The sequence below is a fragment of the uncultured Campylobacter sp. genome (assembly GCF_937959485.1).
Classification (GTDB): domain Bacteria; phylum Campylobacterota; class Campylobacteria; order Campylobacterales; family Campylobacteraceae; genus Campylobacter_B.
Window position 1 is genome coordinate 191,824 of the sequence record NZ_CALGPY010000014.1, and the last position, 13,178, is coordinate 205,001.

Consider the following 13,178-nt stretch of genomic DNA (forward strand, 5'->3'; position numbering starts at 1 on the left):
GTGCGTCGCGAGCCCGGACTTTCGGTGCCAAACTTGCGAAAAGCAAGCTTAAAGCTTTTTGAGAGTAAAATTTAAATAGACCCACGTAGGCGGTAAATTTAATCAAAAGGAGCGAAAATGACGAAAGATCAGTGCTGCGTTTTAAAGCATTTGACGGCGGGCGAAACGGAGGGTTTTGAAAAGATAGGCGAGCTTGGTGACGGCGAGTTTTTGGACACGCTTATCGCAAAAGGGCTCGTGCGGGTGCTTGACTGGGTCGGCGAGGACGAGACGGGCGATGTAGGCAAATTTATCAGCTCTAGGCTTGATGCGCTGCAAAGCGGCGTGTCACTAGACTGCGATAAAATTTACGCAAGGCTCGAAAAAGAAGCGAAAAAAGAGGGTTTCGAGCGCGGCGATGCGAGCCTATTTTTGATGAACGAGTTTCAAAAGGCGCTAAAGAAGAGCGATTTTAGGCTCTTTACTTTGGATCTTCATAGTGATGCCTACTATCTGCTCGTCGCGCACAAGGACGCCGAGAAAGATTTTAAAAAGCTAGGCAAGCGCGAGGAGCTATTTTGGGATATCGCGCCGTGGGGCAAGCGCCGCAAAAGGCAGATCCTTTACGTCATAAACTGCGAGTGCGGCGAGATGTCCGCGTGGCAGCTGGATGCGGACGAGCCCTCTCCTAGGGACGAGGTTTGCGAGGTTTGCGGGCGGGTGCTTTTCGACGCAGACGGCAACGCGATGCAGCCTTTAGAGAAGGAATTTATCTGATCTTGCTTATCGCGGTTTTGCGTGCGAAATTTTGGCTGTATGAAAGTTAAATTTTATTGCGCAGCTCGGTAGGATTTGGTGCGTGGATTTGGTTTGCGGCTCGGCGGCGAAACGCGGTTTAAATTTAAGGCTTGCTTGGGCGGCGGAATGTGGTTTTGATTTGCAGCTTGCTCGGCGGGCGGCGATATGTTTTGATGCGACTCGCTCTGGTAGTAAAATACGGTTCGGCGCGGCTTACTTTGATTTGCTGTTTGCGCGAGCGGCGAAATTTTGCAGTTTGCGTTTGTGTCTTAATAAGACTGCGGCGCAAGGCGCACTATTTAGCGCTTGCGTTCTGCGTGAGTTTTTATCTAACAAGTTCGCAGTCGCGGGCGCATCTACCTATGCTGCGCTAAATTTTGATTTTAATGGTTTTGGACGTAGGCTCGCGCTGCTAAAATCAAAATTTTTACCCTGCTGCGAGCGCTAAATTTACAATCCTGTAAATTTAGAATTTTAAGAGCGAAATTTTGAACTAAAATTTTTACAAATCTCTAAATTTTAAAATTTTAAATGCAATACGAGCTTGCCGGCTCGTTTACCATAAGGCTCGTAAACTCCGCCATCGCAGAAATGGCGAACTCATTCGATTTAAAGATAAGGCAAAATTTTAGCTAGCGCGCCCGCACAGAATTTCGATACTAGCGCGCCAGCAAACGCGCTAAGTTTGAAATCCGAAACTGGCAAGGTGTAGCAAAAGCCTAGCTGCGAGCTTTGGCGATACACGCCTCGATCGCCGCCATCACCGCTGCGCGAAACCCAGCCGCCTCCAGTGCCGCGAGCCCCTCTATCGTCGTGCCCGCAGGCGAGCAGACGGCGTCTTTGAGCTCCGATGGGCGCCTGCCGCTTTGCAGCAGACGCGCCGCGCCCTCTACCGCCATCGCTACCGCGTCGTAGCACAGCGCCCGCGGCAGTCCGCCCCGCACGCCCGCATCCGCCGCAGCCTCGATAAAGGCGCACACATACGCAGGCAGACTCCCTGCGATCCCAGTAAATGCGGCAAAGCCAGCCTCGTCTATCTCGTAAAATTTACCGATTTTGGCGGCTAGTGCTCGTACGATCTCCCGACTGGCCTCATCAAAATACTCGCCGTAGCACAGCGCCGTAGCCGACGCGCCGATGCCTGCGGCGACGTTTGGCATCGCGCGGGCTACGAAAACGTCCGCACCTACGATATTTTGGGCACGCTCCAGCTTGAAATTCGGCGCTAAAAGAAGCAGGATTTTGCCCGCGAGCTCGGGCGCGATCAGGTGCAAAATCTCCTCGTAGCTGGCGGGCTTGGTCGCGAGCACGATCATATCCGCTTCGTGCGCCAGCTGCGTTTCGTCCTGCAAAATCTGCACGCCGTAGCGCTTGCGCAAGACTTCGTTTTTGCTTCTGGCATAAGCTAGGACTTGAAGCTTCGTATCGGAGCCGGATTGCGCGCAGGCGGAATTTTGCCCGTCGCTAGCGGAATTTTGTATATCGGGCTCGGAATTCCGCCCGCAAGCTGTAAAATTTTGAGTATCGGAAATAAAATTCCGCCCGCCGTGCGCGAAATTTTCTTTGTCCTCTGCAAAATTTTCTCCACTCGCCGCGCAATCTCGTCCGCCGGTTCCGCAAAGTGCTGCGATCATCGCCTCACCCATATTTCCGCCGCCGATAAATCCCACTTTCATTTTTGCTCCTTTTAAAGCTAAATTATGCCTCAATGATAGCTCAAAATTTCTTTATCCGCCCTTGCTGCGCGTGGTTTATCTGCATAAAAGCAAATTTTAGCTACAATCTCGCCTAAATTTTTTAAAAAAGGATGCGTTATGGCAATAAATGTTTTTTACGACAAAGATTGCGATTTGGGTTTGATTAAGGCTAAAAAGGTCGCTATGATCGGCTTCGGCTCGCAGGGACACGCTCACGCCGAAAATTTGCGCGATAGCGGCGTAGAGGTCATCGTGGGCCTGAAAAAGGGCGGCGCGAGCTGGAGCAAGGCTGAGGCGAAGGGTTTTAAAGTAATGAGCGTCGGCGAGGCTACGAAGGCAGCCGATCTTGTGATGATCCTAACGCCTGATGAGTTTCAAAGCGACATTTTTAAAGCCGAGATCGAGCCGAGCTTAAGCGAGGGCAACGCGATTGCGTTCGCGCACGGTTTTAATATCCACTTCGGACAGATCGTCCCTCCAAAGGGCATCGATTGCATTATGATCGCTCCGAAAGCCCCGGGTCACACCGTCCGCAACGAGTTTGTAAGCGGCGGCGGCGTGCCGATGCTGATCGCCGTTTCGCAAAACGAAAGCGGCAGAGCCAAAGAGCTTGCTCTAAGCTATGCAAGCGCGATCGGCGGCGGCCGCACCGGCATCATCGAAACGACCTTCAAAGCAGAGACTGAGACCGATCTTTTTGGCGAGCAGGCTGTGCTTTGCGGCGGACTTTGCGCGCTCATCAACGCGGGCTTTGAGACCCTCGTTGAGGCGGGATACGAGCCTGAGATGGCGTATTTTGAGTGCCAGCACGAGATGAAGCTGATCGTGGATCTCATCTATCAAGGCGGCATGGCTGATATGCGCTACTCGATCTCAAACACCGCAGAATACGGCGATTACGTAAGCGGCAACCGCGTCGTAAACGAAAGCAGCAAAGCGGCGATGAAAGAGGTGCTAAAAGAGATCCAAAACGGCAAATTTGCAAAAGATTTCATCCTCGAGCGCAAAGCTGGCTACGTGCGAATGAACGCCGAGCGCAACATCACGGCAAATAGCTTGCTTACCAAAACCGGCGAGAAGCTTCGCGCGATGATGCCGTGGATCGCCAAGGGTAAGCTCATAAACAAAGATAAAAACTGATTTCGGATGAGCTTTGGCTAATACAAATCCATGCGGGCGTCGCAAAAAGCGCCCGATCAATTATATAGCGATCGCCTTTGTCGTAATCTTATGCTTTTTAAGCGGTGCGGTTACCTACGCGGTTTTGGATCTCGTATTTTCGGGCAATAAAGCCGCGTTGCAGCAAAGCTCGCGCAAACAAGCCTCCGAAAGCCCTTCCGATTCTCGCGGTAAAAAGCCTCGTTTAAGCGCTGCGGAGAAGGAAGCGCTGATTCAAAAGGAGCTTGATAAGATCGCCGAGCAAAACATAACCGCGCCGAAGCTTCCCGTAGAGCCTGCCTCGCAAAATTCCGCAAAACAAAATTCTACAAACGACAATTCTCAAAATTCCGCAAATTCTATCGCTTCCGTAAATTCCGCCGTAAATTCGGCAAATGACGGATCGGACGTAAATTTTACCGCGGCAAATTCCGCTTCAGAAAATTCCATAAATTCTACCGCGCAAAGTCCTGCTTCTAGCGGTGCGGACGATCTTTCTAAATCGCCGCGTAAAGCATTGCCTGCAGGCTCTCGCGCAAAGCTAGCGATCATTATCGACGACGTAGGCACCGACGAGCAGGCGCAAAAGATCGCCGCTCTGCCCGTGCGCGTGACGCCGTCCATCTTCCCGCCCGAGTATCAGCGCAAGGACACGCGCTCGCTCGCTCGCGGCTTTGAGCATTACGCGATCCACCTGCCGATGGAGGCAAGCTCTGCCAAAAATAATTCCGCGACGCTGCGAGCTTCGGATAATTACGAGAAGCTGCGAGGCGTCATAGCGAAGCTACGCGCGGACTTTCCGAACGCTAAATTTATAAACAACCACACCGGTTCTAAATTTACCTCCGACGAGCGCGCGATGCAAAACCTGCTGCGCGCGATGAACGAGCATGGATTTTTATTTATCGACTCGCGCACTAGCCCCGCTACCAAGGCCAAAGCGGCGATGAATGGGCTTGGCATGCGATACGTGCATCGCGATGTGTTTTTAGATAATCAAAACAGCGTCGCCGCGGTGCGCAAAAAGCTGCGCGAAGCCGTGACGCTTGCTAAAAAACAGGGTTACGCCATCGCTATCGGCCATCCCAAAAGCTCCACTCTGCGCGCGCTTGCAAACAGCGCCGACATCCTAAGCGAGGTCGATTTGGTCTATTTGGACGAAATTTATGAGTACTACGAGTGAGCTCGGTTTTAAAATCCAGGGCTTAAAAAGGCTCGGTGCGAGCGAGCCCGCGCGGCTGTATTTTAGGGGTGAGCCGGCGCTACTGCAAAAGCGCCGCATCTCGATCGTGGGCTCGCGCAAGATGAGCGTTTATAGCAAAAATTTGATTCTGCGCCTCGCCCGCGCTTTGAGCGATGCGGACTTTTGCGTCGTAAGCGGCGCGGCGATCGGCTGCGACATAGCCGCGCACGAAGGGGCGTTTCCAAATACGATCGCGGTTTTTGGAAACGGCCTTGATCAAATTTATCCCGCGCAAAACGCCGCCATGATCGGCAAAATTTACGAGCGTAGCCTCGCGCTTAGCGAGTATGAGGACGGCGTGAGCGCGCGCGGATTTCAGTTTTTGCAGCGCAACCGCATCGTCGTGGCGCTGTCCGAAGCGCTCATCGTCGCTCAAGCCGAGCCCCGTAGCGGCTCGCTGCAAAGCGCGCGCCTGGCTCGCGAGATGGGCGTGCCCGTGTACGTGCTGCCGCACCGAATGGACGAGAGCGCGGGCACGAATGATCTGCTCGCAAAATCCCAGGCGCGACTGATCGCGGATTTTGGCGAGTTCGTAGCCTCTTTAGCTCCGCAGACGCCGCAAAACACTGAGCGCGCGCAGGATGAGGTGATGGAATTTTTAGCGCTAAATTCCGATCTGCAAGCGGCGATCGAGCGCTTCGGAGATAAAATTTACGAATATGAGCTTGAAGGCAGGATCGAAATTTTAGGCGCAAAGATCGTGGCAAAGTAGCCAGCAGGCGCTTACTTGCCGCGGTTTGATCGGGTGCCGCCCGCCGGCACGGCTTGTTTGCACGGCGCGTAGTCTGCGCGGCCGGAGTTTAAATTTAGAAAAAGGCGGCTTGGTAAAATTTTATCTTCCGCAAGTAGCACTTGGCTTAAAATAAATCGGCGCAGTTTGTTTGTGCAGCTCCGCTCGCCCCGCTTGCGGTAATGATCGGTTTGTGGATGCCTCTCGCGATTTATAAATACTTTGCGGCGCAGAATTTAAGTGTTAAAATGCATGAAATTTTCTGAAATAGCGTTTAAACGTTTGCTTGCCTATCGTGCTAAATTTGTGCGGGTAAATTTGGCTACGAATTTCAGCGCGAGTGTGGTAGGCTAAATTTGCCGCAAGGAAAAATTTTGATCGTAGCAGTAAAATTTTACGAGTTATAAAACGTAGGGGGGCTTGTATCTGCTCCGTCGCGTGAGTGTGGGTTTGCTTTAAAATTTTGATTTTGCGTGGAGTGGGTTGGTTGCACGTCCGGCACCTGCATGGCAGGATTTATGCCCGCCGTGAGTTTGGGTGTCGCTTACGTGCAACTCGCGTGGACTCAGTGCGGATGTACTGAGCCGGGCGCGGCGATCGAAATTTTAAAATTTGAAGCTTGTGGATGATAAATTAATAGGCTCGCAGGCGCCACGAGCGAGTGAAATTTATTATGCCTATTTTGTATGAAATTTCATAAAATTCCACGGTGGAATTCTGCGATGAAATTTAGCTATGAAATTTCGATCGCGAAATTTCCACGATAGAATTTTAATGGCGTAATTCTGCGAAATTTGATATTAGTAAAGGATGAAATTTGATAGTTGCGATCGATCTTGGGCTTAAACGTATCGGCGTGGCGGCGGCACCGGATGATAAGACGCCGCTTCCGTGCGAGCCGATCCTGCGCAAAAACCGAACCCAAGCCGCGCGCGAGCTAAGCGAGCTGCTGCGCGAAAAGGGCGCGAGCGTGCTCGTGCTGGGCGTGCCGCGCGGCGGGGCGAGCGAGGAGGAGATGAGCAGGCGCATACGCCACTTCGCTTCGCTGCTGGATTTTGACGGCGAGATAAAATTCCAAGACGAGAGCTTTTCGAGCGCCGAAGCGGCGGAGCTTGCGAGCAAAGGCACTAAGGGCGGCGGCAAGGATCCTCGCTTTGATAGCATCGCCGCGACGATAATTTTGCAGAGGTTTTTGGCGAGCAAGGGCTAGGCGCGTGCGTGGCAACGTAATTTGCGCGCGGCGGCGCAAGAGAGAATTGCCACTCATCTGTTTTGCCGACCACTTAATGCTTGCAAAATTTTATCTTGCCCGCCTAAACGGACGGAATTTATGCGCGCCGAAAGTCGGTAAAATTTTATCGTCCACTAAGGTTTGGCAGAATTTTACTTTGCCTGCAAAGAGCCTGCGGAATTTATTTTGGCGGTAGCCGTAAAATTACTCCATAGACAGTCAAACCAAGCGAGATTGACAGCGATTTAAGTTTTAAACGGCGAGGTTTATGCATTTTGGCGATTTGTGTTTGCGCGCACGGCTGCTATTTTAAGTTTTTTCAAGGTCTATTTAGACGCAAAGAACGCTAAGCAAAATTGCAAAAACGCGGATGCATCATAGAACAGGGTGTAAATTTTGAGATAGATTTCATTTAGGGAGCGGTTGTGTTTAAGATCACGATGTTAGTAAAAAGGGCGCCGAACATCACGCAGCAGGAGTTTTTGGCGCACTGGGCGGCGCATTCGCAAAAGGTTTTGGCTAATCAAAAAGAGCTAAATATTATCCGTTACGCAAAAACTATTCCCGTCTTTCCCGAGGGTCAGAGCACCAAGCGTGAGACGGCGGCGTTTGGCTACGACGCGATGGGCGAGCTATGGTATGAAAGCGTGCAGGCGTTTGTGGACGCACGAAACAGCGAGGTAGCGCGAGCGGTGTTAGCGGAGCTAATGGCGGATGAGGCGAGGTTTTGCGATATGAAAAACTCCGTGATGTGGTTCGGCGAGGAGGAGGCTGTGATAGAGTTCGACTCTAAAGAAGCGTAAATTTAAAGACCGAGAGGATAAAATTTCATGGATCGTGTAAGCGGCGAAAAGTGGAAATTTATCGCTCATGACCGATACGCTTTTTTGGCATACATCGCGCGGAATCGCGGCAAATATAGTGTTCATGGATGATGTGTGGGTGCGCCTACATAGATGAAATTTACATGCGCGATACAGATACTGCGCGGCCTTAATTATTTTAAGACTCACATATCTAAGTGGTGCGATCTAAGAATCCTGGGTATTGAGCCAAAACGCCTAAAGGTGCATTATGCTTGCGATTTTGGCATAGGCAAGCCTATTTCTAAGATAAAATTTAAAGGTTGGCAGCGTAAAATTTTTTAAAATTTCTAAGCAGCAATGCGAAATTTTCAAAAGTTTTCTAGGGCACGGCAAGATGCTCACCATGGGCTTGATATGCAACAAAATATTTTACGCATTAGATTGTCGCTCTGATAAATCACCATTGCAGAGGCTGCAGGTGCTTAAGACCTCAAGGATTAAATACGTTTTAGTCCTATTATAAATACTATAGCCGTGGACAGTCATATAGACGTGCGAGTAAAAAAGTGAGATAGCCAGCCATAAAAACAATCTTGCAAGTAAAATTTTAATTTGTCTTTTTAAAATTCCGCTCAAAGTTCCGTTTAAAATTTTATTTAAAATTTTGCTTGGGATTTTGATAGGAATTTTGCAAAAATTCGCCGGAGATTTCACAGCTATTATCAAAAATTAAAATTTTATCCCTCGCTTTTTGCTATAATTATTTTTAAAATTTAAAAGGAGTAAAAATGAAAATTTTAGCGTCGATTGCTGCACTAATCGTAGCAGCCTACTTGCTCGCGCAGATATTTTTCCCGCAGGGGGTCTCGTTTGTCGGATGCGGCGTCGGTAGGGCTAATTCGTGCGAAGACTACGGAGCATATTTGCTTGAGGAGCGCGATTATGAGGCAGCGAAAAAGCCGTTTGAAAAAGCTTGCGAAGCGGGGCTGGAAAATAGCTGTGCTATCGCGGGAGATTTATATTACGACGAGCAAAATTTATATAAAACTACGAAAGATAAGGGCAAGTCCGCGCGGTTTTATTCCAAAGCGTGCGAGCTGGGAGCTGCCAAAGCTTGCTACAACGCCGCGATAATCTCTTATAAAAATGCGGATAAGAAAAATACGTTCGCTTTTTTTGCTAAATCATGCGATTTGGGACTAGGCGAGGGCTGCTTAAACGCTGCGGTCGCTAGCTACGAAGAAAAAGACTATCAGGGCGCTCTTAAGTTTTTCCTAAAATCTTGCGATTCTGCTTTGGCAGAGGGATGCCAAAGGGTTGGGCTAGCGTATTCAAAGAAGGAATTTGGCGAGCCGGATCTGGATAAAGCGATGATCTACTACGACAAAGCCTGCAAGCTGGGAGCGGAGTTTAGCTGCAACGTGGTAGCTGCGATGAATAAAATAAATGCAAGCGAGGCTAATGCGACCAAATAGATGGCAGGGCTAGCTAGATAATACGGCGAGATCGAAATTAGTATAGAAATTTTGCGGAGCTTTATGGGATTTTATGGAATTCCGCGGAATTTTATTTCTAAATTTTATCGCTGAAATTCCGCATATTGCGATAATAGCGATAGATAGCGATTTTAAAATTTCAGTATCTTGGAAGTTTAAAATTTAATCTATGCTGTGGATTTTATTGACAGAATTTTAATTTATCATAGACTTACCCATCGCGATATAGGGATTTCATCATAATCATGGTGCTAAATTATATATCGTTGAAGGAGAAAAAATTGCGCAAACTAGCGAGTAGCTATGCAATCACAGCTGATATGGCAAAAATATCCGAAGAAGATCGCACGAGGTAATCAATCTGCGAAGTAAGTAAAATCAATTATCAAGTGGATGAAATCTGTCAATAAACAAGTAAAATTATTCATCGCAAAGCAAGCAAAATCGATCTGTAAATGGGTAGATCAAGCTTAAAACTAACTCGAAGTAGCCTGTAAATAAGCTAAATTGCAAGCAAGATAAATTTTAAGTAGGCATATTGTAAGAAAGTAAAATTTTAGATGAGATAAGTGGGATAAATCGATTTCAAATCACCGTAGAAGTTGGATGACGATCCTAATTTAAAGCCCCATTTTTCCGGGATTTAAGATACCTTTTGGATCGAACGCCCTTTTGATCGCGCGAAATAGCTCCATCTCTGCTGCGCTAAAAGCTAGTGACATAAATTCCGCCTTACTTAGTCCGATGCCGTGCTCGCCGCTGAGCGTACCGCCAAGATCAACTGCAGCTTTGAAAATTTCGGTGATTGCGTCATGTCCGCGTCGCACCTGAGCTTCATCTTTTTTGTCGGCGACCATGACGTTGGTGTGGACATTGCCGTCGCCCGTGTGCCCGAAGCAGGGCACGCGCACGCCGTATTTATCGCCGATGCGCGCGATACGGCGCAGTAGCTCGGGCAGCTGCGAGCGCGGGACGGTGATGTCCTCATTTAGCTTAAGCGTGCCGTAGATATTGATTGCCTGCGAGCAGTTGCGCCTCGCAAACCAAATGCCCGCACGCTCTTCTTCGCTTTCTGCGATGCGGAAGTCGCTCGCGCCGTTTTGAACGAAAATTTCTTTTATGAGCGCGAGCTCCTCCAAAAGCATTGCTTCTAAATTGCCGTCTGTTTCGCAGATCAAAATCGCGCCCGCGCCCTTCGGCAAGCCCTTGTGAAATTTCTCCTCGACCGCGGCTATGCACAGCGCGTCTAAAAATTCCATCGCCACGGGCGTGATACCGGCTGCCATTGTCTTATACACGGCATTCATTGCTGCATCTACGCTAGGAAAAACGCCCATCGCGGTCTTTTTAAGCTTTGGCATTGGGATTAGTTTGAGCGTGATTTCGGTGATGACGGCAAGCGCGCCTTCGCTTGCGATTAAAATTCCTACCACGTTGAAGCCTGCGACATCTTTGATAGTGCGTTTGCCCGCTCGGATCACCTCTCCATTAGGCAGTACCGCACGCAGTGCCATTACGTAGTCTTTGGTGATGCCGTATTTTGCGGCGCGCATACCGCCGGAGTTTTCGGCGACATTGCCTCCTAGCGTGGAATAATCCTGGCTTGCGGGATCGGGCGGATAAAAAAGCCCGCGCGCTGCGGCTGCTTTTTGCAGATCGATATTTATGCAGCCGGGTTGGACTACGGCGAGTAGATTTTGCATGTCGATTTCTAGAATTTTATTCATATGTTTTTCAAATGCTAAAATTACTCCGCCGTTTGCGGCTAAAGATCCACCCGTAAAACCGCTACCTGCGCCTCTTGGAACTATGGGGATTAAATTTTCGTTGCAGAATTTTAAAATTTGACTGACATCGTCCTCACTTCGCGGGAAAAGCACGCCGTCCGGCAGGCAGCGCCTTTTCGTCGCGTCGTAGCAGTATGCCGTGCGATGAGCCTCATCAAAATAGGCGTTATCCGCGCCTAATAGATTTGTAAAAAACGCTCGCGCAGCGCTATTCGTCGCCATCTAAGCCTAGCAAATAGCGGTAGTGTTTGTCGTAATCGCTGATCGGGCCATTAGTAAAGTCCCAAATGACGGTCTTTATCTCGCCCACGCGTGAGTAAAATGGCAGCTGATAATAAGCCACGCTGCCGCTAGCAAACGTACGCAAAGGCTTGAAACTACCGCAGTCGGCAAATACGCCTTGTTTATCCATCGCGATAAAAATCAGTCCGGCGCTGTTTTGCGCGCAAATTTTACGAAAATCGTCGCGGCTGGGATTTGGCTTGTGGTTATAGCTAAGATAGGCGCCGCCAAGATCTGGGTGGATAAAATTTATATTAGGGAAAGCCTTGATAACCTGCTCGTAAATTTCAGCGTTAGGCGCGACGATTATGGCGCGGTCATAGAGGAAATTTAAGATCACTTTATCGCCGCTTGAGGGTAAAATTTTAGGCAGTGGCAGCGCCTCTTGAGCTAACATATCAAAAACCTCAAATCGCACCTTTGCCTTGCCTGCGCTTTTTTGCGTCACGACGGCACGTGCGATGATGGAGCTCGCGCCGCTACCGAAATTATGCATCACCACTCCACTGCTGCCTACGGCGATCGTAGGGCTATCTGTGATCTCGCCCGAACCATCCTTTACGCTAAGTAGGGCGGTTTCGTATCGAGGCATATTAAATTCCGCCCCTATCGCCGCACTTAAAAATAGACCTAAAATAAGTAAAGCTTTTTTCAAAATTCTGCTCCTGAATAAAATTTCGGCTAATTATACATAAAACTTTGAAATTAGCGATAAAATTCCGCGGTATTTACGAAATATAAGCGTTTTTTCGTTACAATCCCGCCTTAAAATAATATTTCAAAGCGGTTTTATATGACTAGAATTTTTATATTGCTTTTTCTGTGGATAGGCGTAGTTTTTGCGAACAACCCCAGCGTAGAGAAGTTTGCCTGGCCCGATGGCGTAAGTCTGCTGCAATTTATGGAAACTGCGGGCATCCCCGCATCTGTATATTACGACCTGGATAAAGAGGATCAGGAGCTTGCTGCTGAGGTGCGCGCAGGCGTGGAGTGTCAAATTTTGCGTGATCCAGCAGGTCGCGTCTCTCAGCTGCTAATCCCTGTCAGCGAGGAGCTTCAGATCCACATCTACCGCGATAAATTCGGCACTTTTAGATTCGTTTATACTCCGATAGTTTATGAGGAAAACAGCTACTCTTTAGGAATTCAGATCGAAAGCTCGCCCTATCAAGACATCATCAAAGCTACGGGCAATGCGGCTTTAGCGAATGAGTTTATGCTTGTTTTTAAAAATGAGGTAAATTTTAAAAAGCTGCAAAAGGGCGATCGGCTTGTGATCCTATACGAGCAAAAAACGCGCCTTGGCAAGCCTTTTGGCGGAGTAAATATCACCGCAGGAATGATCGAGGAAAATAAAAAGCCCAAATCGCTATATTTTTTCGATGATAAATACTACGACCGAAGCGGTAAAAAGGTCGAATCTTTTCTGCTAATTACGCCGCTTGTTTATACCAGAATTTCATCTTATTTTACTCCTAAAAGATTTCATCCGATTTTAAAGCGATATCGCGCGCATCTGGGTGTGGATTATGCAGCCCCCAAAGGCACTAGAGTAAATGCCGCAGGGGCGGGCAAGATTAGCTTTGTAGGGCGTAAAAACGGCTACGGCAACACCGTAGAGATCAACCACGGCGGCGGCATTAGCACGCTTTATGCGCATCTTAGCGGCTTTGCTAGCGGTACAAAAGCAGGCGTTAGTGTCAAGCAAGGTCAGTTAATCGCCTACGTGGGCTCGACTGGGCTTAGTTCTGGACCGCATCTGCACTTCGGACTTTATAAAAATAAGCAGGCGATAGATCCGCTTAAGGTAGTCAAGATTGAAAAAACTAACGTTATAAGCGCTGAGGAGCTTAAATTTAAAGCTCTCGTCAAAGATATGGACACTAGAATGGCTGCAGCTAAAGACGGCTCAAAAAACCCTGCTAAATTTGAAAACTACGAGTCGCTTATCACGATAAATTAAGGCTGAAA

Annotated in this window: 13 protein-coding genes; 10 read left to right on the forward strand and 3 right to left on the reverse strand. The window is 48.7% G+C overall.

Annotation, left to right across the window (positions count from 1 at the left end; translation table 11 throughout):
* Positions 1–117 precede the first annotated feature (117 nt).
* A complete protein-coding gene (locus tag Q0380_RS09700) occupies positions 118–756 on the forward strand; it encodes a hypothetical protein (protein ID WP_298963178.1) in 639 nt (212 codons plus the stop codon).
* A gap of 82 nt (positions 757–838) precedes the next feature.
* Positions 839–1,225, forward strand: a complete 387-nt coding sequence (locus Q0380_RS09705) for a hypothetical protein (protein ID WP_298963180.1) — start codon at positions 839–841, stop codon at positions 1,223–1,225.
* A 271-nt stretch (positions 1,226–1,496) separates the two neighbouring features.
* Here the strand turns inward: Q0380_RS09705 and proC are convergent, their stop codons facing one another.
* Positions 1,497–2,453, reverse strand: coding sequence for a pyrroline-5-carboxylate reductase (gene proC / locus Q0380_RS09710; RefSeq protein WP_298963182.1), 957 nt, complete (start codon positions 2,451–2,453; stop codon positions 1,497–1,499).
* A 138-nt stretch (positions 2,454–2,591) separates the two neighbouring features.
* On the opposite strand from proC, the gene ilvC reads away from it, so the two are divergent.
* The 7 genes from ilvC to Q0380_RS09745 all read left to right on the forward strand — a co-directional run bounded on the left by ilvC (position 2,592) and on the right by Q0380_RS09745 (position 9,117).
* The gene (gene ilvC, locus Q0380_RS09715) at positions 2,592–3,614 is read left to right on the forward strand and encodes a ketol-acid reductoisomerase (RefSeq protein WP_298020666.1); all 1,023 of its coding nucleotides are present in this window, start codon (positions 2,592–2,594) and stop codon (positions 3,612–3,614) included.
* 13 nt (positions 3,615–3,627) lie between these two features.
* Positions 3,628–4,815, forward strand: coding sequence for a divergent polysaccharide deacetylase family protein (locus Q0380_RS09720; RefSeq protein ID WP_298963185.1), 1,188 nt, complete (start codon positions 3,628–3,630; stop codon positions 4,813–4,815).
* A complete protein-coding gene (locus tag Q0380_RS09725) occupies positions 4,799–5,587 on the forward strand; it encodes a DNA-processing protein DprA (protein ID WP_298963188.1) in 789 nt (262 codons plus the stop codon). Before Q0380_RS09720 ends, Q0380_RS09725 begins: the two co-directional genes overlap by 17 nt.
* A gap of 524 nt (positions 5,588–6,111) precedes the next feature.
* Positions 6,112–6,234 carry a hypothetical protein gene (locus tag Q0380_RS09730; protein WP_298963191.1) on the forward strand — a complete coding sequence of 41 codons (123 nt, stop codon included), beginning with the start codon at positions 6,112–6,114 and terminating at the stop codon, positions 6,232–6,234.
* 188 nt (positions 6,235–6,422) lie between these two features.
* Positions 6,423–6,815, forward strand: coding sequence for a Holliday junction resolvase RuvX (gene ruvX / locus Q0380_RS09735; RefSeq protein ID WP_298963194.1), 393 nt, complete (start codon positions 6,423–6,425; stop codon positions 6,813–6,815).
* A 446-nt stretch (positions 6,816–7,261) separates the two neighbouring features.
* Positions 7,262–7,639: an EthD domain-containing protein gene (locus tag Q0380_RS09740; RefSeq protein ID WP_298963197.1), complete on the forward strand. Its 378-nt coding sequence runs from the start codon at positions 7,262–7,264 to the stop codon at positions 7,637–7,639.
* Positions 7,640–8,430: 791 nt separating this feature from the next.
* On the forward strand, positions 8,431–9,117 hold the full coding sequence (locus tag Q0380_RS09745; protein WP_298963202.1) for a tetratricopeptide repeat protein: 687 nt from the start codon (positions 8,431–8,433) through the stop codon (positions 9,115–9,117).
* Positions 9,118–9,758: 641 nt separating this feature from the next.
* Here Q0380_RS09745 and Q0380_RS09750 read toward each other — a convergent pair.
* Together Q0380_RS09750 and Q0380_RS09755 are read right to left on the reverse strand one after the other, a co-directional pair.
* Positions 9,759–11,147, reverse strand: a complete 1,389-nt coding sequence (locus tag Q0380_RS09750) for an FAD-linked oxidase C-terminal domain-containing protein (RefSeq protein WP_298963206.1) — start codon at positions 11,145–11,147, stop codon at positions 9,759–9,761.
* Positions 11,134–11,862, reverse strand: coding sequence for a plasminogen-binding N-terminal domain-containing protein (locus Q0380_RS09755; RefSeq protein ID WP_177386883.1), 729 nt, complete (start codon positions 11,860–11,862; stop codon positions 11,134–11,136). Before Q0380_RS09755 ends, Q0380_RS09750 begins: the two co-directional genes overlap by 14 nt.
* A 138-nt stretch (positions 11,863–12,000) precedes the next feature.
* On the opposite strand from Q0380_RS09755, the gene Q0380_RS09760 reads away from it, so the two are divergent.
* On the forward strand, positions 12,001–13,170 hold the full coding sequence (locus Q0380_RS09760) for a peptidoglycan DD-metalloendopeptidase family protein (protein ID WP_298963208.1): 1,170 nt from the start codon (positions 12,001–12,003) through the stop codon (positions 13,168–13,170).
* Positions 13,171–13,178: the final 8 nt, after the last annotated feature.